The sequence below is a fragment of the Lentzea sp. NEAU-D7 genome (assembly GCF_026242055.1).
GTDB lineage: Bacteria > Actinomycetota > Actinomycetes > Mycobacteriales > Pseudonocardiaceae > Lentzea.
Window position 1 is genome coordinate 25278 of sequence record NZ_JAPJDL010000030.1, and the last position, 22271, is coordinate 47548.

The 22271-nt window shown below is 61.0% G+C and carries 16 protein-coding genes and 4 pseudogenes; 8 read left to right on the forward strand and 12 right to left on the reverse strand.

Translation table 11 applies throughout. The features are described 5' to 3' along the window. A partial coding sequence (locus ORI60_RS39835) for a zf-HC2 domain-containing protein (protein WP_266043256.1) occupies window positions 1-325 on the reverse strand: 325 nt, incomplete at its 3' end. On the opposite strand from ORI60_RS39835, the gene ORI60_RS39840 reads away from it, so the two are divergent. Beyond that, window positions 237-812 (forward strand): sigma-70 family RNA polymerase sigma factor, encoded by a 576-nt coding sequence (locus ORI60_RS39840; protein ID WP_266043187.1) that lies wholly within the window; start codon window positions 237-239, stop codon window positions 810-812. The two genes, ORI60_RS39835 and ORI60_RS39840, sit on opposite strands and share 89 nt — an antisense overlap. A 684-nt stretch (window positions 813-1496) precedes the next feature. Continuing rightward, window positions 1497-2036: pseudogene (locus ORI60_RS39845) on the forward strand (sigma-70 family RNA polymerase sigma factor). A gap of 1023 nt (window positions 2037-3059) precedes the next feature. On the opposite strand, the pseudogene ORI60_RS39850 reads toward ORI60_RS39845, so the two are convergent. The 4 genes and pseudogenes from ORI60_RS39850 to ORI60_RS39865 form a co-directional block, all read right to left on the reverse strand. Next, window positions 3060-4033, reverse strand: a pseudogene (locus ORI60_RS39850) (IS481 family transposase); the annotation flags it as partial. A 243-nt stretch (window positions 4034-4276) separates the two neighbouring features. Further along, entirely contained in the window at window positions 4277-5629 is a 1353-nt protein-coding gene (locus ORI60_RS39855) for a hypothetical protein (RefSeq protein ID WP_266043188.1), read from the reverse strand. 324 nt (window positions 5630-5953) lie between these two features. Beyond that, complete coding sequence (locus ORI60_RS44815; RefSeq protein WP_416234566.1) at window positions 5954-6067, reverse strand: hypothetical protein; 114 nt, start codon at window positions 6065-6067, stop codon at window positions 5954-5956. Between the two features lie 237 nt (window positions 6068-6304). Next, window positions 6305-6520, reverse strand: a pseudogene (locus ORI60_RS39865) (transposase); the annotation flags it as partial. A 105-nt stretch (window positions 6521-6625) separates the two neighbouring features. Here ORI60_RS39865 and ORI60_RS39870 point away from each other — a divergent pair. Further along, window positions 6626-7788, forward strand: a pseudogene (locus ORI60_RS39870) (IS3 family transposase). A 240-nt stretch (window positions 7789-8028) separates the two neighbouring features. Here the strand turns inward: ORI60_RS39870 and ORI60_RS39875 are convergent. Next, window positions 8029-9690, reverse strand: coding sequence for an FG-GAP repeat domain-containing protein (locus tag ORI60_RS39875; RefSeq protein WP_266043189.1), 1662 nt, complete (start codon window positions 9688-9690; stop codon window positions 8029-8031). Window positions 9691-10834: 1144 nt separating this feature from the next. Here ORI60_RS39875 and ORI60_RS39880 point away from each other — a divergent pair. Continuing rightward, window positions 10835-11359 carry a helix-turn-helix domain-containing protein gene (locus ORI60_RS39880; RefSeq protein WP_266043190.1) on the forward strand — a complete coding sequence of 175 codons (525 nt, stop codon included), beginning with the start codon at window positions 10835-10837 and terminating at the stop codon, window positions 11357-11359. On the opposite strand, the gene ORI60_RS44820 is transcribed toward ORI60_RS39880, so the two are convergent. From ORI60_RS44820 to ORI60_RS39890, 3 genes are read right to left on the reverse strand one after another with little or no spacing between them, the layout of a single operon-like run. Then, entirely contained in the window at window positions 11356-11505 is a 150-nt protein-coding gene (locus tag ORI60_RS44820; protein ID WP_416234567.1) for a hypothetical protein, read from the reverse strand. The genes ORI60_RS39880 and ORI60_RS44820 overlap by 4 nt on opposite strands. 48 nt (window positions 11506-11553) lie before the next feature. After that, complete coding sequence (locus ORI60_RS44825) at window positions 11554-11958, reverse strand: DDE-type integrase/transposase/recombinase (protein ID WP_416234568.1); 405 nt, start codon at window positions 11956-11958, stop codon at window positions 11554-11556. Then, window positions 11865-12200, reverse strand: coding sequence for an IS3 family transposase (locus ORI60_RS39890; protein WP_266043192.1), 336 nt, complete (start codon window positions 12198-12200; stop codon window positions 11865-11867). Before ORI60_RS39890 ends, ORI60_RS44825 begins: the two co-directional genes overlap by 94 nt. Before the next feature lie 782 nt (window positions 12201-12982). On the opposite strand from ORI60_RS39890, the gene ORI60_RS39895 reads away from it, so the two are divergent. Then, window positions 12983-13333: a histone-like nucleoid-structuring protein Lsr2 gene (locus ORI60_RS39895; protein WP_266043193.1), complete on the forward strand. Its 351-nt coding sequence runs from the start codon at window positions 12983-12985 to the stop codon at window positions 13331-13333. 70 nt (window positions 13334-13403) lie between these two features. Here ORI60_RS39895 and ORI60_RS39900 read toward each other — a convergent pair whose 3' ends face one another. Together ORI60_RS39900 and ORI60_RS39905 are read right to left on the reverse strand one after the other, a co-directional pair. Then, window positions 13404-14099 carry a 7-cyano-7-deazaguanine synthase gene (locus ORI60_RS39900; RefSeq protein WP_266043194.1) on the reverse strand — a complete coding sequence of 232 codons (696 nt, stop codon included), beginning with the start codon at window positions 14097-14099 and terminating at the stop codon, window positions 13404-13406. Window positions 14100-14223: 124 nt separating this feature from the next. Next, window positions 14224-15444 carry a cytochrome P450 gene (locus ORI60_RS39905; protein ID WP_266043195.1) on the reverse strand — a complete coding sequence of 407 codons (1221 nt, stop codon included), beginning with the start codon at window positions 15442-15444 and terminating at the stop codon, window positions 14224-14226. 1114 nt (window positions 15445-16558) lie between these two features. Between ORI60_RS39905 and ORI60_RS39910 the strand changes: the two genes are divergently transcribed. From ORI60_RS39910 to ORI60_RS39920, 3 genes are all read left to right on the forward strand, one after another. Further along, the gene (locus ORI60_RS39910; RefSeq protein WP_266043196.1) at window positions 16559-18433 is read left to right on the forward strand and encodes an Ig domain-containing protein; all 1875 of its coding nucleotides are present in this window, start codon (window positions 16559-16561) and stop codon (window positions 18431-18433) included. 190 nt (window positions 18434-18623) lie between these two features. Further along, entirely contained in the window at window positions 18624-19373 is a 750-nt protein-coding gene (locus ORI60_RS39915; protein ID WP_266043197.1) for a class I SAM-dependent methyltransferase, read from the forward strand. 29 nt (window positions 19374-19402) lie between these two features. Further along, window positions 19403-20062 (forward strand): HAD family hydrolase, encoded by a 660-nt coding sequence (locus tag ORI60_RS39920; RefSeq protein WP_266043198.1) that lies wholly within the window; start codon window positions 19403-19405, stop codon window positions 20060-20062. A 503-nt stretch (window positions 20063-20565) separates the two neighbouring features. On the opposite strand, the gene ORI60_RS39925 is transcribed toward ORI60_RS39920, so the two are convergent. Then, on the reverse strand, window positions 20566-20793 hold the full coding sequence (locus ORI60_RS39925) for a cold-shock protein (protein WP_266043199.1): 228 nt from the start codon (window positions 20791-20793) through the stop codon (window positions 20566-20568). Between the last annotated feature and the right edge of the window lie 1478 nt (window positions 20794-22271).

The window sequence follows — 22271 nt, forward strand, 5'->3', positions numbered from 1 at the left end:
CGGGGGGGGCCGGGCGGCCGCGGGGGGGGGGGGTGCGCGCTGGGGCGTGGTCGGGCCCGGCCGGGCACGACGTGCAGGTTTCCAGGTGCGCGTCGACCTCTGCGGCGGGAACGCCTTCGAGTTCGCCGTCGAGTCGCGCGGACAGAGCTTCGCGGCAGGTGTAGCAGTCCACACAGATGTTGTCGGCTGAGAGGTGTGAATAGTTCCCCAAAAACTCTGCGTTACTCTCCACGACCGTGCCGACTTCCAGGGGTGACGACGACGCGGTGACAGCCAGCGCGCTGGCCGCGGGCGCCGGCGATCGTGACGCGCTGGAACAGTTCATCCGCTCGACGCAGCGTGACGTCTGGCGCCTGGTCGCGCACTTGGCCGAGGCCGGGGTCGCGGACGACCTCACCCAGGACGTCTACCTGCGGGCACTGCGCAGCCTGCCGGGGTTCGAAGGCCGTTCCTCAGCCAGGACGTGGCTGTTGTCGATCGCCCGCCGCACGGTGGTCGACCACGTGCGCGCGGCGGTCGTGCGGCCGTCGATCTCCTGGTACGCGGACTACGAGCAGGCCTCCGACACCGGCCAGGCCGCCGATCACTCGCGGTCCGCCGGGTTCGAGGACGTCGTCGAGCTCAACCTCATGCTCGCCGGCCTGGCGCCCGAACGCCGCGAGGCCCTGCTGCTCACGCAGGTGCTGGGTCTGTCCTACGCCGAGGCCGCGGAGGTCTGCGGTTGTCCGGTCGGGACCGTGCGGTCCAGGGTCTCGCGGGCCCGTGAAGACCTGGTCAACGGCCGTGACCACGAGGACGTCGACGTCATCTGAGGAGTGCGGCCGCCGGGGTCACGTGGGCCGAGGTGGAACACGGTAAGCAGGCCCAGACTGAGCAGCAGGAAGCTGTGGGAGAGCACTCGCGCGGCGGTCGCGGTGCCGTTCAGCAGGTCGCCGGCGGAGTAGACGGCGAGCGCGACCGTGACGGGCAGCATCCCCGAGACGGCCCCGGGTCGCAGCACCGTCCACAGCAGACCGACGCCCATGGCGAGGTTCCAAGCGGTGCTCTCGTTGGACAAGTGGCTGCCGCTCACTCCCGAGGGGTGCTCGCCGTGGCCGGTCGAGGTGCCGGACAACTGGGCCACGCCGACTGTGCGTTAGGCGATCGCCACGCCAGCAAGCGCGATTCGGGTACGCCGTCGTCGTGGCGCGGGCGAGGTGAAAGTCGTTGTGGCGTCGAGGATGGCCGCCGTGAGATCCGGTACCGCGATGGCTGGACGCACGCGCAGACTGCGTGTGAGCGATGTGGCCGCCGCGTACCACGATCCGCAGGATCCACGCGCGATGACGTGCGAGTCTGCCTCCCTGGCCGACACGGCGCCAAGTTCTCCGTCGAGCTGGGCGGACAGGGTCTCGCGGCAGGTGTAGCACTCCACGTCAAGGTTGTCGGATGGTGACGACCACTGGTTCCCGCTGAACTGAACCCGTTCGGCGCGGCCCGTAGTACCCCTTGTGAGGATGCTGCGCTGCGGCGACGCCGACATCACCGCTCTGGCACTAAACGCCGGGGCAGGGGAGCGGGCCGCCACGGAGGACTACGTGTGCGCACCCAGGCCGACGTGTGGCGGTTCGTCGCCCACCTGGCCACCGACGTGCGCCTGGCCGACGACCTCACCCAGGAGACCTACCTGCGTGCGTTGGCGTCGTTGCCGCGGTTCGAGGCCCGCCTGCGCCCGGCTGCTGTCCATCGCCCGGCGTGTGGTCATCGACCACATCCGGTCGGTGCAGGTCAGGCCACGTCTGCACCACAGCTCCGAGGTGCCCGAGCTGGCGGAGCCTGGGTTCACGGACCGGGTCGTGCTCGACGACGTGATCGGCACGCTCGACCCCGAACGACGGTCCGCGTTCGTGCTGACCCAGCAGCTCGGCCTGTCCTATGCGGACGCCGCCGAGGTGTGCGAGTGCCCTGTCGGCACGATCCGGTCCCGCCTGGCCAGGGCACGCGAAGACCTGATTGTGCTGCTGGCCGACGATCACTCGGGACGGCGGATCTCCTAGAAGGCGGGAACCAACTGAGCTTCTCATCCGACTCCTCCAGCAGGACCTGGGGGAGGAGACTGGTATAGCCGTGCTTCAGCACATCGCAACCTTCTGCTGCAACTGCAACTGCAACTGCCACGAGCTGTTCATCGACCCGAGCGCCGAGGACGACAAGCGCGTGGGAGGCGGGTGACCAGACCTGTCGGCGGCGCTCCGGCGAAACCAGCACCCGGCAAGTCTTGGTCGCCCGTCACACCGAGCATCGTGCCACCGAGGATCACGGCCGGTACCGAGGCGGCGGAAGGTTCTGGTGCTGTGACGGTGGTGCGTCCGCAGCGTCATCGCCACCAGCATCCATACCATCGCTGACGCATGCGCGGCCGGCATCCACGCGACCCGCGCCGGAACGTTGGTGCCCCGTTATTCCTGGTGCTGCTGCGAAACCGGAAGAAGGTGTGGCGATGAAGGTCGTGACCGACGGTATGCCCGTGCGCATCGGCGACGCCACCATCTCGAACGCGCCTGCTTCGAAACCGAGGCCGGTTGCATCACGGGAATCATCGGCCCCAACGGTTCCGGCTAGAGCGCGCTTCTGCGTTGTCTCTACCGCGCTCTAAAACCCACGTCCGGAAGCGTTTACATCGGACAGGACGACGTCTGGCGTTCCAGCGCCCGGAATCGTCGAGGTGCTGGTGCAACGGCAGCCAGTGCGTCACACCGCGCTGATCGTCACGCAGGGACTTCGCCCAGACGGACATCCAGGGGACTTCGTTGGACATGGTCCTCTCACAAGCGGGCTCGGCGGTTTGCTGGCGTATCTCTTACCGGACCGAATGATCACGTTTGACAGTTCGAACACATGTTCGCCTGAATGGCCTAGTGTCTTCATGGTTGGTTGACGGAGGAGCGACGGCGGCTGGATCAGAGGCTTCTGGCCGGGCACCCTCTGGCTCGCGCACCTCGACCGCGGCGACGCCCAATTCCTTGCGAGCGAGGTCGACGGACCACTCTCCGCGTGCGGGGAGAACGACCTGATCGTGTGGTGTGATGTCCAGGGAGGTTGGTCAGCCTGATGAGGGGTGGCTGGCCTCCGATGGCGGAGTGGGCTCGGTGGTGATTGTAGAAGTGCAGCCAGCCGGGCAGGGCTGCTCGGCGCTGGGTTTCTGAGAGGTAGTGGCGGGCGTAGGCTCAGCCGTCGGCCAGGGTGCGGTAGAAGCGTTCGATCTTGCCGTTGGTCTGCGGACGGTATGGCCGCGTTCGTTTATGTCGGATGCCAAGATCGGCGCAGGCGTCGCGCCAGGCATGCGAGCGATAGCAGAAACCGTTGTCGGACAACACTCTTTCGACGGTGACACCACGCTCTGCGAACCACGTGATCACCCGCTGCAGGACGCTGATGGCGGTGGCCGCGGTCTCATCGGCATGGATTTCGATGTAGGCGACGCGGGAGTGGTCGTCAATGACGGTGTGCAGGACCGCGGTGCCGACGTTGGGTTCGTAGTTGGCGTGCCGGGCGCCGGTGCGTTTGGCGGTGGCCTCGCGGTTGCGATCGCCTTGTTTCTTGCCGACGTAGCGCCAGCCGCCGCCGTCGGGGATGTTGCCGAACTTGGTGACGTCGACATGCAGCAGTGACCCGGGGTGCGGGTGTTTGTAGCGGCGCAACGGTTCGCCGGTGACCCGGTCGATCCGGGACAGCCTGTTGATCCGGCACCGCACCAGCACCGCGTGCACCGTCGAGGCCGCGAGACCCAGCCGGCCGCCGATCTGCACGGGCCCGAGCCGGTGGCGCCAGCGCAGCGTCACGATCTGCCGCACCAGCGGTTCGGGCGTTCTGGCCGGGCTGTGATGTGGACGCGAGCTGCGGTCGGCCAACCCGGCTTCGCCTTCGAGTCGAAACGTTCAGCCCATTTACGTGCGGTTTTGACCGAGGTCATGAACATTTTCGCGGCTTCGGCGGGCCGCCAGTCCTGCTCGACGATCAGGCGCGCCAGGCGTAGCCGGGCACGCGGCGTCAGCGCCGCGTTCTTAACGGAAACACCATAGCGCCACGGTCGAGATGGGTTGCGCGAACGAGTATCTTCTCAGAAAAACAAGTGTTGAGTGCCTCTCGCACACTGAATGCCGCTGTCGGGCAATGCCCAACAGCGGCATTCATGCGTCCACTCGCGCCGCGCTTCGCCGTACCGATAGCGGTCGATCGAGTGCCGCCTCGCCTATGATGCACTTCTTCATTGTAGATTGGCGTTCCCAGGTCGAAGTCAGGATGGCTCATGCGACGTCGCGCTTTGCGGCTCGCGTGGATACTTCTTGAGGTACGCATGAAACATCTCGAGGACATCCGAGCTGAACGGCCCGTCGGGCAGCCAAAGTTGATTTACGCTGTCCAAGATGCCGTTGACGTACTGCTCGGCTTCTGCCTTGGCATTCGCAAGTGCATTGCGTGCGGTCTCGTCGTTTTCCTGACTCTTCTCCGAGTTATAGGCCGCTTCGGCTTCGACGATCTGCTCAGTGTAGTACCAGAGATCTTGTGCAAGGCTGACAAGGGTAGACAGTCCATATTTCTGGAGATCCAACAACCCTGCACCGGAATAAGATGAGTTGAGAGGTTCGACGAAGTTATTGATCGTTTCCGTTACATCCTGAATGATTCCTGCGCGGAGGCTTAGGATGGCTCCGTACAAATCACAAAACGATTCACTCTGCCTGAACAGGATAAGGTTGTGCAATCCAATAGAGACAGTGAGGTCAGTCTTCAGCCACTCAAAAAACGTTTTTCCCCAGATTCCGGAAAGACACTCCGTGAATGTTTCCGGTAGCATCATCTCAAAATCTTTATTTGTAGTATGGGCGGCTATGAAATGATTTATCGCGACCTCGCCCATGTAGGAGTCTTGGATGCGTTTCTGCTGCTCTGCCTCAGACCGTGCGGCAACCTGGTCCTCCCAGAAGTCTTTGATCATCTGGGAATTATTGAGCATCATGGCGCGCTTCGCCTCGCCCATGGCCGTGAGCTTACCCATCGCGGTCGTGTAATCTCTGTCCGCAACGTAATTCTCCAGCTTCGTGCGCATTCTGTTGAAGGTATCCGACTTTTGGTAGAGCGACGTCGTCTTGGGCTCCGGTTCCGGAATTCCTCGCAACTTGCGCAGTCGTTGCATTACCCGGTGGAATGGTTCGTCTCGCGACGAACCTGCCCGACAGTTCGCCATTACGATGTAGTCTTCTCCCACTTCGTTCAGGATTCCGTCACAGATGTGCCTTCGCGCAGATTCGCATTGGGTATAGCCGGTGCAGTATCGAGTTTGTCGCTGGGGGAAGTATAGCTTGAAGCCGATTGCATCCGCTGCGTCTTGAAGATCGCGAAGAACGAGTTCATGCAGGTATGTGTCCGGGCTCAGGTCGTAATTGGGGATGAAGCCAGGTCCTGTCTTCTGGTCTGCTTCGTAAAGGCTGCTGTCATTCTTTGCGAGCAAGATCGGGACGGTCATCGCATCAACTGTTTCTCCGGGATTCCCTAGCCATGCAATCGTTTTGCCTTCGGGGAGGAAGATTCCATGGCTGGGGAGTTTTTCGCGGACTAGAACGCCGTGGGCCCACACAAGTGCTTTCACAGCCTTTCACCTTTCGGTCGATGAGAATTTGCAACTTCGATCATTTGGTGATGATTCCGGCTGCTCATCCCCTGTGATGGTGTTGCTAGTCGGCGTCGCTACTGTGCCTTCCGCATCAGAATATAAGGACAGCACATGCAGGGGTATGGTGGTTGCACTTATGTGCAGCATGCGACGCGGCGATACTGCCCCAAGAAGCATCTGTCCGCAGATGTCCTGAATGGCAGAAACAATTATAAGCACTCACTCAACGCGAGAATGACTTAGATGTCCGTGACGTGCGACGTCCTACCCACCGAATTACTGTCACGACTCGGTATAGTCCTAGCGATTCGCATCGAGGAGAGTGGGTCGCCCGCCTCGCCGAGGCACACCAGGCCGACAGAACGGTTTGCTCCTGGTGACGATCAGGCTGGCTCGCTCGTAGCGGGACGACACGAGCTGGAAGAACAGGTTCGCAGCCTCGGCCTCGAACGGATGTAGTCGACCTCGTCGACGATGATCAGCGGTATCCGGCCTAGTTTCGCAGCCTGGCCAATATCGGGGGGCAAACCAGCCCGCTACGATTGATCAGCCTGCGATCTGTCCTTTCGCGGGGACAGGACAGTCGCCTCGTTGATCACCATGCCGAGAGTGAGTGAGTTCGGCGTGCACCCGTCGATGGCCGTTGGTACCAAGCTCATGGATCCGCCGTCGAGCGGCGCGTAGTTCGGCGGACTCGCTGCTCGGGGTGCCGGGAATCTCGCCGAGGTCGATCCGGTCCTGCGTGACCCATTTCGACAACGTCACCGGATGGATACCCAGGTCGGCAGCGGTCTGCTTCTGCTCTCTACCGGCCCGGACAAGCGCGACGGCACGCGCTCGGAACTCGGCGGGGTACGCACAGTGCACAGCCCCTCGAATAAGCCGCCAGTTAGCCACCAACTCTGGAACCCATCCAGTAGGGCAGGTCATCTGAGTTGGCTTGCTGTGATGGTGAGCTGGGAGAATGTCGCTGTGCCCAAGCCCTACCCTCAGGAGTTCCGCGACGGTATCGTACGGGGTGCCTGTGAACGTGAGCCCGGCGTGACCTTCGAGCAGATCGTTAAAGACTTCGGGGGCCACCCGATGACCTTGTTCAAGTGGCTGCGCCAGGCCGAGGTCGAGGAAGGCGCCAAGCCCGGTGCGAGTCGGGCCGAGTCGGCGCAGCTGCGCGAGGCGCGTGAGCGGATCAAGCTGCTGGAGCAGGAGAACGAGGTCCTGCGCCGGGCGACGGCGTATCTGTCGCGGGCGAACCTGCCGGGAAAAGGCTCTACCCGTTCATGAACGAGCTCACCGCAGACGGTGTCCAGTCGCGGTGACGTGCCGGGTCTTGAACATCGCTCGACAGCCGTACTACCGGTGGTGGGCTCGCCCGGTCGTGCAGGCGGAACTGGCCGAGGCATATCGGGCGGACGCGTTGTTCGACGCGCACCGCGACGATCCGCAGTTCGGCTACCGATTCCTCGCTGACGAGGCCCGCGACGCCGGCCCGGCGATGGCGGATCGGACCGCGTGGTGGATCTGTTCGTCGATGGGCTGGTGGAGCGCGTTCGGCAAGAAACGCGGCCGAGCCGGCCGGAAATCCGGCCCGCCGGTCCATGACGACCTGGTCCGGCGCGACTTCACCGCCACCGCGCCGAACAGTCTGTGGCTGGTCGACATCACTGAACACCGCACCACAGAAGGAAAGCTGTATCTGTGCGCGATCAAGGACGCCTGCTCCAACTGGATCGTGGGCCACTCCGTCGACTCCCGGATGAAGTCCCGCCTCGCCGTCACCGCGCTCACCAACGCCCGCGCCCGCCCCGGTGACGTCGCCGGCTGCGTGGTAAAAACCGATCGCGGATCACAATTTCGATCAAGGAAATTCATCCGCACACTCGCTTGTCACAGCCTGACCGGCCCGATGGGCAGGGTCGGCGCGGCGGGTGACAACGCTGCCATGGAAAGCTTCTTCGCGTTGCTGCAGAATAACATTCTTGACCGGCACACCTGGTCCTCCTGTGACGGACTTCGGACCGCGATCGTCACCTGGATCGAACGCACCTACCGCCGCCGCAGACGCAAAGCCGCCTCGGCCGGTTGACCCCATCGAGTACGAAGCAATTATGACCACGCCAGCCAGTCAGGCTGCGTGACCACAACTGTTACCTACTCGTGCGCCAGACCCAGGCTGGCTTTTGGAAATAAGTAAATCTGGATGGAATTTCTGGAATCGTGAGCAATCGTATGGATGGTCTAAGGTTAGGCTAAGGCTGTGAAAAGGGAGATGAAAGTTCGACTTTCATTCCACTCGCCCATCGCTATTAGAGTGGTCGCTTACTCAGGCGAGTTGTGCAAGTTCTCCCGCCCGAGTAAGCGACCGTTTTCGCGGAACTTCACCTCCAAGAGAGAGGCTGCTGGCTGGAATCGCCATTTCCGAACTTAATCCAGTGTTGGGCTGCTCCGGTGCTGAGCGAATCACGCAAGTAGTAGGTCTTGGTAGAGGGGCGATAAACGCCGATTCCAGCGATTCCGTTTCCGTCCCAGTCGCCCACTACGGGAACATCGCCGGATTGGCCAAAGTCGACCGCGATCGGGTTGACATCTTGATGCGAATTCCTGAGACCCCACTGAAGAGTGTTGTTGTTCATCACGCATCCAACTGTGTCGATCCCGTCGCCATTCCAATCGCCAGCAACTGGAGTCGTGCCATAGCATGCGGTGGCGAATGATATGTCGGCTGCTCCTGAGCTATTGCTGTTTCGCAGGTACCAGGTGCTATTTGACGGTTTGAACACGCCGATTGTATCGATTCCGTCTCCGTTCCAGTCGCCGCATAGCGCCCGATCTCCGGTAGCGCCGAAGGTAAAGGCGAGATTGAGTGAACCGGTGTTCGTGTTGCTGAAAAGAATACTGCCGTTGTCGAATCGTCCTGGTGTGCGAGTGCCGTTTCCGTCCCAATCGCAAATTAATGCCTGAGTAGTCGCCGACGGAGAAGTTGAGGAGTAGGTCTGGCCCGCAGTGCTGTCTGTCATGGATGGCCGCAGGGTGAAGACTCCGAATGGCGGGTCGTAGATGGCTGGTTTGTCGCGCGTGCTCCACGCCGGTGGTGGTGACGCATTAAAATCGCCGGTCCCGCGGCCATACGAAGTTTGGACGGTCGTGGCGTTGCTTCGAAGTTGAATGTCCATCCTTCCATCGTTGTTTGAGTCGAACGTTTGAACGGAGTTGATGGTGGTGGGAGAGTAAGCAGATCGGCAGTTGAGTCCGGAAGCGCTTGCGCCGAAGGAACGTTGACCTTGATTGAGGTATACCCGCCAGGCGTTTACACGATCCTGACTGGCGCAGGCATCTGATGATCCCGACGAGGGGCGAAATACGCCGACTACAACTTCTGCTTTACCGTCATTGGTCACGTCTTGAAAACTGTAGGTCATACCTTCGTAGTAGTTGTAGCCTCCGCTAGATGCTTCTGGCAGCGGCAAAATGCTATTGCCAGTGGCTTGAGCTGCTGTGCTTAGATAAGTAACTCCGTATCCGATCGAACCAGAGTAATATCCGGTACCGTGGAAAACATCTTTCACGCCGTCGTAGTCGAGGTCCACTATTGTGAAAGGTGCTGAGCCGTTTGTGACACTCATCTGGGAAAGTGCGCCATTGAGGTATTGAAAAGTTTTTGTTTTATCGGCAAGTGACACAATAAGTGTGATCACCCCAGGGTCCGTCAATCTTTCAAAGTTGACCTGGTAAGGTGCTTGATGAGCATACCCGGTCCATGATGCTAGTGCTGGGGTTTGTCTAATAAAAGTGGATGCCTGTCCCTTTTCTGCATAAATGTCAAAATTGCACACCTCAATTAGCTGGAACTCGAAGTAGCAGTTGTTTTGATCCACAACTACCCTGTCGTTGACTCCGTCGCCCGTATAGTCGCCATAGAAAGTTTGTAAGGGATCTGCGGAGGCGAATGGTGTGGATGCTGCTGCGAAGGTGATCATGAGTGCAATGGCAGCACTCGCATTGGATAGAATTTTTCTAAGTTTCTTCCTTCGGCTGTTCATGATTCCTCTTCTTGTTCGGTGGGAATCTGCGTGTTCGCGATTGAAGCGACGTTGATTTAGTCGCGTAGACGGAGTCTGTCGCACCGCTCGCCTGTTCGGGCGATGTAATGCAACAAATTACGCCTCTCTTCTTTTGTCGTCTTGGTGTCGTGGACTTTTATCCTTTAAGTGCAGTAATCCTGCCCGTTGGATCGCCCTTAGGGTGAGCGATGAAGGTGCGACGGGTCATGCTGGAGCTGGCGAAACGCATGACGTCTGCGATGGAAATGGCTCAGCAAGGGAACTGTGGCGAGCATCCAAGGTTCCCCATGTCGCCGTCTTGGTGTGAACAATGATCTTGGGTAGAGCAAGTGATCAGCGTGGGCGAACCGAAGTGCTCGCCGGTCTGCATGGGCTTGGCAGTATTGCGCTTGGCAAGCTCGTGCGTGTCGTGACCGTCGGAGCGGCGACCAGGCCGGCAAGGGGCCTCGGTAAGGCCTGACGCTGGAGGATCGAGAATCTGCGCGGCCGTAGAACGACAACCGCAAGCAGGACAGCACCAGTACCACCCGCTCGCCACGCAGCCGCACTGTCACCTAACCGAAGTCGCCCTTCACCTCCACGCCTGGCCGATGCGTTTGCGACGCGAACACGTCCTCGAACACCCAATCCCCACCCGCGCTGATCTACGGTCTCCGCTCCGCGGCATAAGCACGTACCCGCGCATGGGACACGTGGGTCATGCCGAACTCGTCGATCAACCGCTGGAAGATCCACTTCACCGTGTCGCTGCTTGCGCGGCTCCTGCAGATTCTCACGCAGCATCGCGTCGATCGCCGGCTTGAACGGCTCCAGCTTCGAAGCTTGCGCGGATAGCTCCTTCTTCCCGCGGCCAGGCCGAGCTCAGCGCCTCCTTCACCGTCCGCCAGCCCACGTTGTACCTGCACTCGATCTCACGCTTCGACACCCGGCACGAAAGTCCCGGCGAATCCCGGAGTGCAGCTCAATCCTCGATCTCGTCGGCACTGGCAGTTCCTGGACGCGCACGAAGCAACCATGCGTCCACCTCAAGCGGTACTGACGCCAACATTCGTGAACACCGACTTCGGCGATCAAGCCACGCCTCCGGCAACGAGCCCGAAGTTGGCGCCGCTTGTCGTGTCTGATGACGAACGTCGAACGCTGGAGGGATGGACGCGCCGCGGTAATATCGCGTAGGCGTAGGCGTAGGCGTAGGCGTAGGCGTAGGCGATCGCAGATCGTGCTTGCCTGTGCCGAGGGCGGGACGAATACTGTTGTGGCGCAAGAGCTTGGTGTTGATCGGGACACTGTGGCGACGTGGCGGTCGCGGTTTGCGCGGGACAGGCTGGACGGTCTGGCCGACGAGCCGCGACCTGGTTGTCCGCGCACGATCACCGATGACCGGGTTGAGCGTGTGGTCGTCACGACGCCGGAGAACAAGCCCGCGAACGCTACGCATTGGTCGACCCGGTCGCCGGCCGCGCAGACCGGGACGACGCAGTCAGCGATGTCGCGGATCTGGCGGGCGTTCGGCCTCGAGCCGCGCAAGGTCGACAATTTCAAGATCAGCAAGAATCCGTTGTTCGTGGACAAGGTTCGCGACGTCATCGGCCTCTACCTCGACCCACCAGCCAAGGCCGTGGTCCTCTGCGTCGCCGAGAAGACCTAGATCCAGGCACTCGACCGCTCGGCACCGGTGTTGCCGATGCTGCCCGGCGTGCCCGAACGGCAGTGCTTCGACCACGTCCGGCACGACACCACCAGTTTGTTCGCTGCCCAGGAGATCGCCACCGGCCAGGTGATCAGCGCGCTCAAGCGCCGTCACCGTCGCCAGGATTTCCTGGCTCTATGCGGGTCATCCATCTATGACGGTTCAGTGGCCATGATGGCAGCGGACCGGCCGAGCGGATTTTTCGCCGAAGATCCAGGAGGTGAACTGGGTTTCGTGATGGCGTGGACGGTGCCGCCGGGCTCGGGGCGCCGGTTGCGGATGGCCATGTCGAGTGCCTTACCGACCAGGGTTGAGTCTTGTGCGGAGTCGATCGGCCAGCCCACGAATCGACGGCTGAACGCATCGCGGCCCGCGGTGGAGTAGAGCCATCCTTCTCTGGTTCTGTGCTGGGTGATGTCGGTGATCCGCAGTTCGTTCGGTTTCAGTCGATGGAACTCGCGGTTCACCAGGTCGCCGGCGATGGCGGCTCGCGGAGCTGTTTGACGCGTGCTGGACAGGGAATTTCGTGGATGCCGACCTGGTTCATCAGTAGCCATACGGTTCTTTGGCAGGCGGGGATACCCATGCCGAGAGTGAGTTCGTCGTGCACCTGTCGATGGCCGTAGGTGCCGCGTGAGGCGACGTGTATATCCAGGATCACGCCGGTCAGCCAGCGGCGTCGCGGCTCCGTCTGCGCGGTCGGTGTTCGTTTGGCCTTGCAGCAATTCTGGCGGGCGACCCCGAGGACGCGACAGTAACGGTCGACCGGAATCCCGGCATCGGTGAGCCTGTCGATCACCGGGTAGAATCTCGTGGGCGGGGACGCTCCCTTCCCAGGAACGTCGCTTCCTGACGCAAGATCAACAACTCGGTCGGGAGCTCGTGGATCCGCCGCCGAGCGGCTCGCAGCTCGACGGACTCGCTGCTCGGGGTGCCAGGAATCTCGCCGTGATCGATCCGCTCCTGGTCAACCCATTTCGACAACGTGACCGGATGGATACCGAGGTCCGTCGCGGTCTGCTTCGGCTCTTTACGGCTCGGAACAGCGCGACGGCACGCGCTCGGAACTCGGCGGGGCACGCACGAGGCGCAGTGCACAGCCTCTCGAACAAGCCGCCAGTCATCAACCAACTCTGGAACTCATCCAGTCGGGCGGGTCACAACTGTCACCTATTCGTGCAGCAGAACCAGTTGGTGAAGCTGCAAGCCATTGCGGCCCCGATATCACAGGATGATCGTTCTCGAAGTGGGCAACGCCCCGCACCGTCGCCTGGTTGTGAGAGTCACAGCTCTCAGTTCATCCAGCGACCTGGTCGCTTTGAACTCAGCAGAGGGCGATCTTGTGCCGACACGTGAACGAGAACGTGGCCGACGCCTCGTGGCGCTAGTCCGTTAGCGGTCGGGACGAGTCACTCTTTGGACCGACTGCCTTGACGTCATGTCAGCCCGGCAGCGCTCAGCGGCGGGCCTGTGGATCTTCACGTTACCGGAAATCTCGGGTCGCTGCGCCACACTGAATCAGTACTCTTGCTACGCTTGTCATGCAGACGTGGAGTTCGCGCAGTCGAATGGAGTGCACCTGTGGCGCAGAAAGTTCTCGTACAGCTGATTGATGACCTCGATGGCACAGCTGCCGAAGAAGTCGAAGCCATAAGCTTCGGCCTTGATGGTGTCGCTTACGACATCGACCTCAAGCCGGGCAACGCGGCGAGGTTGCGTGAGGCGTTGGCTGACTTCATCGCTGGCGCCCGACGTACGCGTGGCCGCGTGAAGCGAGCAACAAACACGGAGCGGACGATCGTGGCCGAGTCTCGCACGAAGGACCAGACCAGGGCCATCCGTCAATGGGCGAGGAGTAACGGTCACGAGTTGGCCGACCGCGGCCGCATCCCTGCCGCCATCATCGAGGAATTCGAAAAGGCGCATCGCTGATCTTGTTCTCAAGTGAACATGGCGGTCACCGCGGCCAAGGGTTGGAAGACAAGCTGCGCTTTCGGTCTTTTCAGACTGCTGTGGGACCGGAGCCGAACGCTGGATCTTTGAGACCCAGCTCGGTGAAGCCCTGACGGCGGCTCTTGCACGCGTCACAGGTGCCGCAGGCATGCCGACTGCCGGCACGGAGCGCAGAGCTTGTATCGTGGAAGTTGAAACAGGTGTGGGTGAAGTTGTAATCGACTTTCAACTCGATGCCACGGCGGATGGTTTCGCTTTTGGTCAGACCATCAAGCGGTAGGTGGAGACGCACGTGTTCACCGTCGGGCAGGGTGGTGGCCGTATCCGCCAGCTTTTGGAACTGTGCCATGAACTCCATGGAGTGATCTGGGCAGCTGCTGTAGTCGGAGTTGAACCCCAGAAAAATATCTCTCGCCCGCAGCGTTTGCATCCACGCGAGTCCCAAGCTCAGCAGCAGCGTGTTGCGAGCCGGCAGGCAGTACGCGCCGCGCGCGTCCCGTGCTGCGGCGAATGAGGTCGGCACCGCAGCTCCAATCGGAGCGAGATCGAGGTTGAGTACAACGTGGGCGGCGACCTTCAGTCGCGCAGCCATTTCGCGGGCGTAATCGACCTCGATGACGCTGCGCTGTCCGTATGACACCGTGAGGGCGTGTACTGCGAAACCCTCGGCCTGTGCGATCGCCAGCACTGTGGCGGAGTCGAGTCCACCACTGTGCAACACCACCGCTTTGGGCATGGAGTGCATCGTTGCTCCTTGCTCGATCACTGAGTCCTGTTGAACCAGCGGGCATGCACGGGCTGATTATTGATCCTTGCATTGCCGCGGTGACACATCGTTTGTCGGATTCGGTTCAAGTGCCGGCGACAACTCACCACGTGACTGGAACGGTTCCTACTGCTAGCGCATGGCTGTACTTATCCTTGAGGAAGAGCTCGGTGTCTTCCACCGCCAGCCGCAATTTCGGCAAATGTCGCACTAGAGAGTCGAGCACACTTCGTAGCATCAGTGTTCCTATCTGGGATCCCGCGCAGACGTGTTGCCCATGCCCAAAGCCGAGATGACAGTTGTCCTTCCTCGTAATTTTGAAGGTGGCCGCATCAGGGAATCTGCTCGTGTCTCGATTGGCGGATGCAACCGAGGTCATGACAGGACTTCCTCTGGAAATCTGACGTCCGCCAATCACGACGTCTTCGGTCGCCATACGGAGATGTTCGACTTCTAGGGGGGCGCTCCACCGGAAACATTCCTCAACGGCGCCATCGAGAAAATCTGGATTTCTCACGAGCAACTGCCACTGTTCGGGGTGGCGGAGCAGCGCGACGATCGCATAAGAAATCTGAGTGATCGGCGAGTTCGACATCGAACTCAACACGCTGGCTCCCAGGCCAACCAAATTTCGATCCGGAAGCGATCCGTCGGCATCGAACGCCGTGACAATGTGACTGAACACATCGTCCGCTGGTTTCTCTCTCTTGTTGCGCACGATCTCCGACACCAGGTCGCTGATCTCCTGTGCCTCCCGAGTGGCATCCTGTGTACTCGTGCCGGTCAAAGCGATCATCGCGATGAAGTGTCGACGGAAGGCCTCGATCGTGTCGGCCGCGACCCCAAGCAAGGTAGCCGCAAAGCGGGTCACCATCGGCTCGCAGAAATCCGCGATGAGGTCCACTGGCTTCGCTTTCCAGTTAAAACCTTCGACCAATTCATTGACCGGGCGCAGGATCATGTCAAGCAGCGTCGCTGTGGGCACAGTGTGCAACGCACCGGTAAAGAGTCTGCGTACTTTGGTGTGCAGCGGGGGATCGAGACTGAACAAGCCTGGGTACATCTTCACCATTGGGCTGAACTCCGGAGCGTCGTGCGCCGCTGCCGCCGCCATGCTGAACCTGCGGTCCGATAGCACCATTCGCACGTCGTCGTAACGCGTCACCAGCCAGACGAGCTGACCGCTTGGCAGGCGAACATTCGCGACAGGGTTGTGCTCACGCAGATGACCCATCAGCGATGACAGTTCGACTGCAGGATCACGGTGGAAGGGGAAATTATAGACCTCCTCTTCTTTTTTCACGCCGAAGTGATTTGAGCTCATATCGCTCCTTGTGTCAAGCTCTGCCGATGCGTGTCACTGCCGGAAGATAAAGCTATGTGCTCTTCGCTTAGAAGCGAGCGCTCTGCCGTCCGCAGATGTCTACGTGTAATTCATTCCTGTATGTACAAATCGGTTGATTCGAGATTCCGCTGGGGTTTTACGAACTTCGCCCGCGCTGATTTGACGAACCGCTTGTCACTGTGCGATTACTGTTGAAACATGATAAGCATGAGAGTGGAGACCAAAGACGGCCGCCAGGCAGTCGATGGGGCAGTCTGCCTGCCTTAGCGTGAAGACGTCTCTACCGCTACCTGGTCCGCGCTCTTCGTCGACACCACGTGCGATCGGCCTGCTTGATCGCTCCAGGTCAAGGCGACGTTCGGCGTCATCGGTGGCGTTGCTCGACGCCCACTGATCTCGTGCCGACCATGAAGTCGGCACTAAAAGGCACATCGAGTACCCAAAAGGCAGGCAGACTAGACTTATAGTCATGAAGCTCGGAGGACACCATCAAGTCGTAGCGGTCCGGAAATCTGTATGTGCATCAACAAGCGATCCAACAAACCCGCCATTAGCGCCGACATCCCAGTCATCGGAACACGCTAAATTCTTTGACTTGACAAGCTGTTCGCGCTCGCAATCTGCGGCAGTCCACCCCTGCGGTCCATGGAAAACGGTCGTTTACAAACTGTGCCATCCACTCCGTGTCTGGCAATCAAATCACATTGCGCTGAACCTAATGGCTGCTTCATCTGGCTGGCTGTCAGCCCTCTGGTCAACTCCGTTAAGCGGTGCGGATTCGCCGGTACGGGGTGGATGCTATGCGCGACGCTGCTCGTCACCGGCGCGTGGTGCACCTTCGAGTGCGCTGTTGTGCCTGCGGCGGGTTGAACGCGGCCACAACGGCAATACGCCGTCCGGTTGCTGATACCAAACCTTGCTCGACACGACCCGAATTATTAACTGTCGACCAGGCCATTTGCAAAGGCGTTTACCTTTAGGGCACCGGAAAGGGTCGGCAGCTTTGCCCCATCGGTACGGGCCTGCGTGTCTTCACAAGTCACTCAGATTCGCGAGACTTACCCCTGTATGTCGTCGAGACGAGGAGCGCGAGATGCGCCAAGCGCGGGCTGCCCAGCACTGTTCAAGCGTTCTGGTTCTGATCACCGTGCTTGCGACCGCCGTATTGATCTCGTGGTCCGGCTCGCAACGCGCCGCAGCGGTGCCAGGAGATTGCACCACATCGGGAAATGTGGTGACGTGCCTGTTCATCGATGAATCCTCGAACGGTGACTTCACGGTCGAGCCGAACATCAGCCAAATCGCGGTCGAAGTCGCAGGTGCGGCCGGCGGCGATGTCGACGAGGTGAACAACCCTGTCATTGGTGTCCCTGGCAAGGGGGCAGTGGTCAAGACGGTACTGCCAGTGTCTCAAGGAGACGTCCTCTCCATCAAAGTAGGTGCGAAGGGTGAGCGAAACGTGCCCGTACTCGAGACGGTGCCACGCGGCGGCGGTGCCTCGTCGATCTACTCCGCAGGCGAACCACTTGTCGTAGCAGGTGGCGGTGGCACCGCCGGAATGAGCGCCAGCTGCTTTGGTAGGCCGTGTACCTGGGTCAACGTGGCCAACGGCGGCGACGCTGGTGCGGCTGGTCTGGCACCCAACGTCGTCGCACCGGGCCAGCCTGGGGGGATCGGTCACACCGTGACCTCTGACCAGAGCACGGTGGTCATCGGAGGTCAGGGCGGTCAAGGTGGCCAGGATCAGGAAGGTGCGGGAGGCGCGCCGGCCAATCCGGCCTGTTCGGCTGCGGACACCACTTATCCAGGCTCCGCCGGTGAAGCGGGAAGCGCAGGTCAGGGTGGCCGAGGTGGGTTGGGATTCATCCTGCCGATCAGTCCTTTGACAGGCCAAGGACCAGTGCCTGGTCAACCAGGAGGTGGCGGTGGTGGCGGCTACCGCGGCGGCGGTGGAGGTGGCGGTTCAGCGCTGTGCTCCCGGAGCGTCATCGGCTCGGCGACAGCCGTTTCGGGCGGCTCTGGAGGTGGTGGCGGCGGATCGAGTTTCGTAAGCCCCGAGGCATCGGAGGTAACGGCGAGTGCCACCGCAGAGAGTGCGGGATACGTGAAGATCAGCTTCACCCGGTTGCCCGAGGTCGCCATCACCACCACCGAACTTCCGGTGGCGGCGGAAGGTGAGGCGTACAGCGCGTCACTGACAGCGATCGGTGGCACCAGCCCTTTCACGTGGTCGCTCGCCTCCGGTGCACTCCCCGATGGCGTCACCCTCGACCCGATTGTGGGGAGTCTTTCCGGGACGCCGACGGCCGCCGGAACAGCGACCTTCACCATCGCCGCCACGGATTCGTCGCCGACACCCCTCTCGGCACAGAGAGCGCTCAGCATCGACGTCGCTCCGGCGACGGTGGACGAGCCCTTGAAGATCGTTACAACAGCCTTACCGGATGCAATTCGTGGAGTGCCCTACTCGGCGACCATGCACGCTGTGGGAGGCACCGCTCCGTACAACTGGACGCTGGACATCGGTCAGCTGCCGGACGGGTTGTTTCTGTCGTCCAATGGCGCGGTCACCGGCACGCCGGCGACGACCGGGGAACTGACGTTCACCGCGAAGGTCTTCGATTCAGCGGCCGAGCCGTTGAGCACGACGCAGCCGGTAGATATCGTCGTGCTCGAGCAGACCCAGGCCACCACGACTTCGGCTCCTGCCACGACCACCGCGAGCGCTACGACGACCGCCGACGTCAGCGCTTCCGGGCAGACGTCCGCGTCGGCGGCAGATGCGTCCGCAACGACATCGGCCGACGCACAGGCGGCAGGCCTCGCCTCAACGGGTGTCCGCGTCGTCGGCTTGTTTCTCATCGGTCTGGCGATCGTTGCCGCAGGAGCTCTCTTGATCATTATGAGCCCTCGCCGATCTCACGCGCGCATCCTCAGGTACAGAGCCGAGAACCGAAATCGGAGATGACTGATGTTCGACTGACGTCCTCACAGCGTGAATCGTGGTGTGGTGAGGTTGTCAACGCGCTCCAATGTCCCGGATGCGACTCTCCCGGAACAACCCCAGCCGGCGTCCGCAGCAACACCGCCGAAGCGGTGGTTCGTTCGCCAGCTGGTTCAGCGCAGACAGGAAAACAGTTCACAGGTCGAGGAACGGCATGAACACAACGAGAACGAACCACTGCGGCCCCGATGACGACCGCCCGATCGCTCATCCCGACCGTGTCAGGTGGAACGGCAAACACGAAGTCGCGGTAGCCACTTTCGCGCCTCATCCGCTGGTTGACTGCGCGCTTGAAGTGGGGCTTGTGCCCGGTCCAGTGCTGGAGCTGGCCTGCGGAATGTCGGGCAGCGCACTTGAACTGGCCGGTCGAGGGCGCCAGGTTACCGCTGTAGACGTCTCCGATGTCGCGCTAATTCGTTTGATGACCGAAGCACGGCGCAGAGGCGTGGCGGAACACATCAACCCGATCAACTGTGACCTGCTGGCTTTCGCGCCGCGCGATCAGGCCTTCGCCCTAGTACTGACCACATTCTACTGGGACCGCAGCGTTTTTGGGCGCGCGTGCGCTGCCGTCATGCCGAACGGTATGCTCGCGTGGGAGGCTGTTGCCTCCGAAGAGGACGGTTTCAGGCGGGACTGGACAGTCGGGCCCGGTGAACCTGCGTCCTTGCTGCCTCAGCGCTTTGAGGTCGTGGAGCAACGCACGATGATCGGTTCCAACCATCGGTCACGGAGATTGCTCGCACGGGCCGCCCGCGTGACCTCAACCCAATCGGAGCAGCATAGTCGGCCTGCTGAAAACGCAGGCCGCAAATCGGCGAAAAATTCTTTGACAGACGTCATGAACGAGATTTTGCCTGTAAAACTCCCACTGGCCGATCAACCGCCCGGCCATCGCTCATGAGTAAATTGTTACGGGGCCGGTGAGAGGTCGTGGCTCGCCACTTGATCTGGGACTGGAACGGCACGTTGCTCGATGATCGACACCATCTCCTGGCGGCGGTCAACCACGCCATGTCGGCTTGTGAATTCGGGTCGGTCGACATGGCCATGCTCACGTCAGGATTCGCTCGCCCTCTTCGTGCACTGTTCCACAACCTCACCGGAGCACGAGACGAGCGCTTGTGGCAGCGGTGGCATAGTGCTTTTGAGGCGAGCGGCTGGACGCTGCCTGTGGCCCCACTTGCAGATGGTGCGTACGCCGCGTTGCGGGAATGGCGAGATTTCGGCAACAATCAATCGATCGTCTCGTTGGAGGAGTATCGAAAGCTGAGGCGTGGGGTTCAGTATAATGGAGTCGAGAAGTTTTTCGAGTTGATCGTCGGCAGGCGTGGTCAAATGATCGAGGACAAGAGCGAGATGCTGCGAACTTTTCTTCGTGAGACCGGCTTGGAGCCGCGTGACGTGGCACTCATAGGCGATACTGTTAGTGATGCCGCCTCAGGTGCAGCGATTGGGATCCAGACAGTCGTGTGTGACGTCGCCTCGTTCGTCTCGGCAGATCGTGATGAGATCCAAGATCTCGGGTGCCTACTCGTCGAATCGCTCCATGACGCGATACGCCTTGTGTTCGAGCTGCCATCTGAAGGGTGAACCTGGTTCCTCTTCATGCCAGTTCAGAAGTATCGCGGAGGCCATGAGGAATAAAATTCCTCATGGCCTCCGCGATACTTCTGAACTGCCCGATTATCCCCATAGCCACGGCCCGCAGAGGCCTGAGCGCCCGCCCGAGTTCGCATCGTCCCTCAGAGGCATGTGCGCCCAGAATTATGCGGTTCACCCTACGATCGATGCGGAGATGCCCGGCCAGCGCCTCACGAAGGCTCGATCGGACGGACCCGTACCGCGCGAGGTCCGTACGGCCCGGATACCACGTCGAACTCGACTCGTTGACCTGGCTGAAGCGCAGCGTGCCCGTCCTTGATCATGCTCGGGTTGTTTAGCATGTCTTCGTCGTACAGCTTCATGTAATGCCCCGCTGGAATTTCAGGATCAACAGAAGCTTCAGGTTCGGAACCCGAGTCAAGGGGTGGAGGTTCCTCGCTAGACATTCGATCACCACTTCGTGTCATCGTTCGTCGCTGAATTTGGCTCGATTACTGAACGCTGACGTTCGTCGCTTGAGGGCCCTTGTTGCCCTGGGAGACGTCGAACCTGACACGTTGGCCTTCCTCGAGGGTCCTATATCCGCTAGCATTGATAGAAGAATAGTGCACGAAAACATCGGCTCCACCGTTTTCTTGTGAGATGAAGCCGAAGCCCTTCTCTGCGTTGAACCACTTCACAGTGCCCTCGTACTCACCCGGTTGCGTACTCAGTTGCATGACATGCCTTTCGCGTACTTCCTGAATTCTTGTTGCATCAACCTCGGTCGATCATCCGCATCGTTCGCACAAAGATTCACGCCGATTCCTTGTGATGGAGGTTGACTGCGGTAACGACGATGTAGGCCCTGCCGCCATCCTGCCCAACGGGCCGTTAAGTTTTCGACTTGAACTCTGCTTGAAGAACACTGGCGGTTCGGCATCGACCTTCGTGTGCAGCACTCGGCGAGTGTGCTACACATACGATGTCGTCGGTGGGCGTGAATCACTACGTTTTCAAGGGCAGCCGCAAGCGCAACAGAACTGCGCGAGGAGGCAGCGGGGTTGGGATCGACCCTGCGCGGCACCTTTGGGTAATGACTGCGACTCAGGCAATTTGTGCTAGCTCATCCGGCTGGCCGCCTCCGATGTTCACACTCGGCCTTGCTGGCGAACCGGAATCTCCGAGAGCCCGCCCGGTGCAATCCAATCCCACGTAACACAGGCAACCGGTCGTGGCTGTCCGCAGACCCACGTGAACGGGTCGAAAATCGACACGCCCTCGGACACGATCCGGTGCTGCTTCGATGGTTCGTGCAGCCGACCGGAAGACACAGCGGCGATTGAGCACGGGAGCGCCATTGCTCACCTGCTGGCTTTCTTCGATCTGTGCATGACGATGACCACAACATCCGCAGAACGCCACGCCCGTCCAGGCATCAGGGTGTTGGCGGGTACGAGGGAAGGGAGAGGCCAACTCGGTCCGCGGCGGAGCACCGGCGTGGATACATCTCTCAAGCTCGACTGGCATCGTGTGCGCCAGAGGCGCGCCCTTGGCACGGCGCTCATCGCACCGAGTGACAGGACCATGAGCAGACACATGGGGTCCGTCCAGCCCACTCGCCGTTGAGCTCACTCGGCTGCCCCTCACTGAAGGCCGAACCACCTGTATCTAGTCGGGCGCTGAATGTGGAGGCCCGGGCGGACATGGAGATCCGCCGGTTGTATCCGGCTCAGGGTGGCCGATCACGGAGAGCGCCTGGCGGCTGGGATTGCGCGGAACACGGTCCGCGCTGCACTGGGGGCCGACGGGCCGACGCAGTACAAGCTGGTCTTGCGGGGTTGTGTCGCGGATGCGTTCGAGCCGCAGATCAGGGCTTTACTGGCAGAGTGGCCACAGAATCGGGGCCGGTGATCGCGCAGCGCGACTTGTGGTTCCGGAGACACGGATCCCGGTCACTGCTGGCCACGAACAGATGTTGCCCCTACTGGTGAAGACACTCGGGTTCCGGCGTTCCTGACCGCGATCCCGTTACGGCAGGCCGGCCACGTCCGCTCGGGGCTGTGGCTGCTGATCAACGGGATCAGGCAGGTCACCAAGCGGCTGGTCTGGGCCCGGGAATTCGCGATCGGCGGGACCGGGGCGGGTGAGCAGCCCGGCAGCGGCGTTCGCCGGGACGCTGGCCACAAAGATCGTGCCGCCCCGCAACGGGATCCGG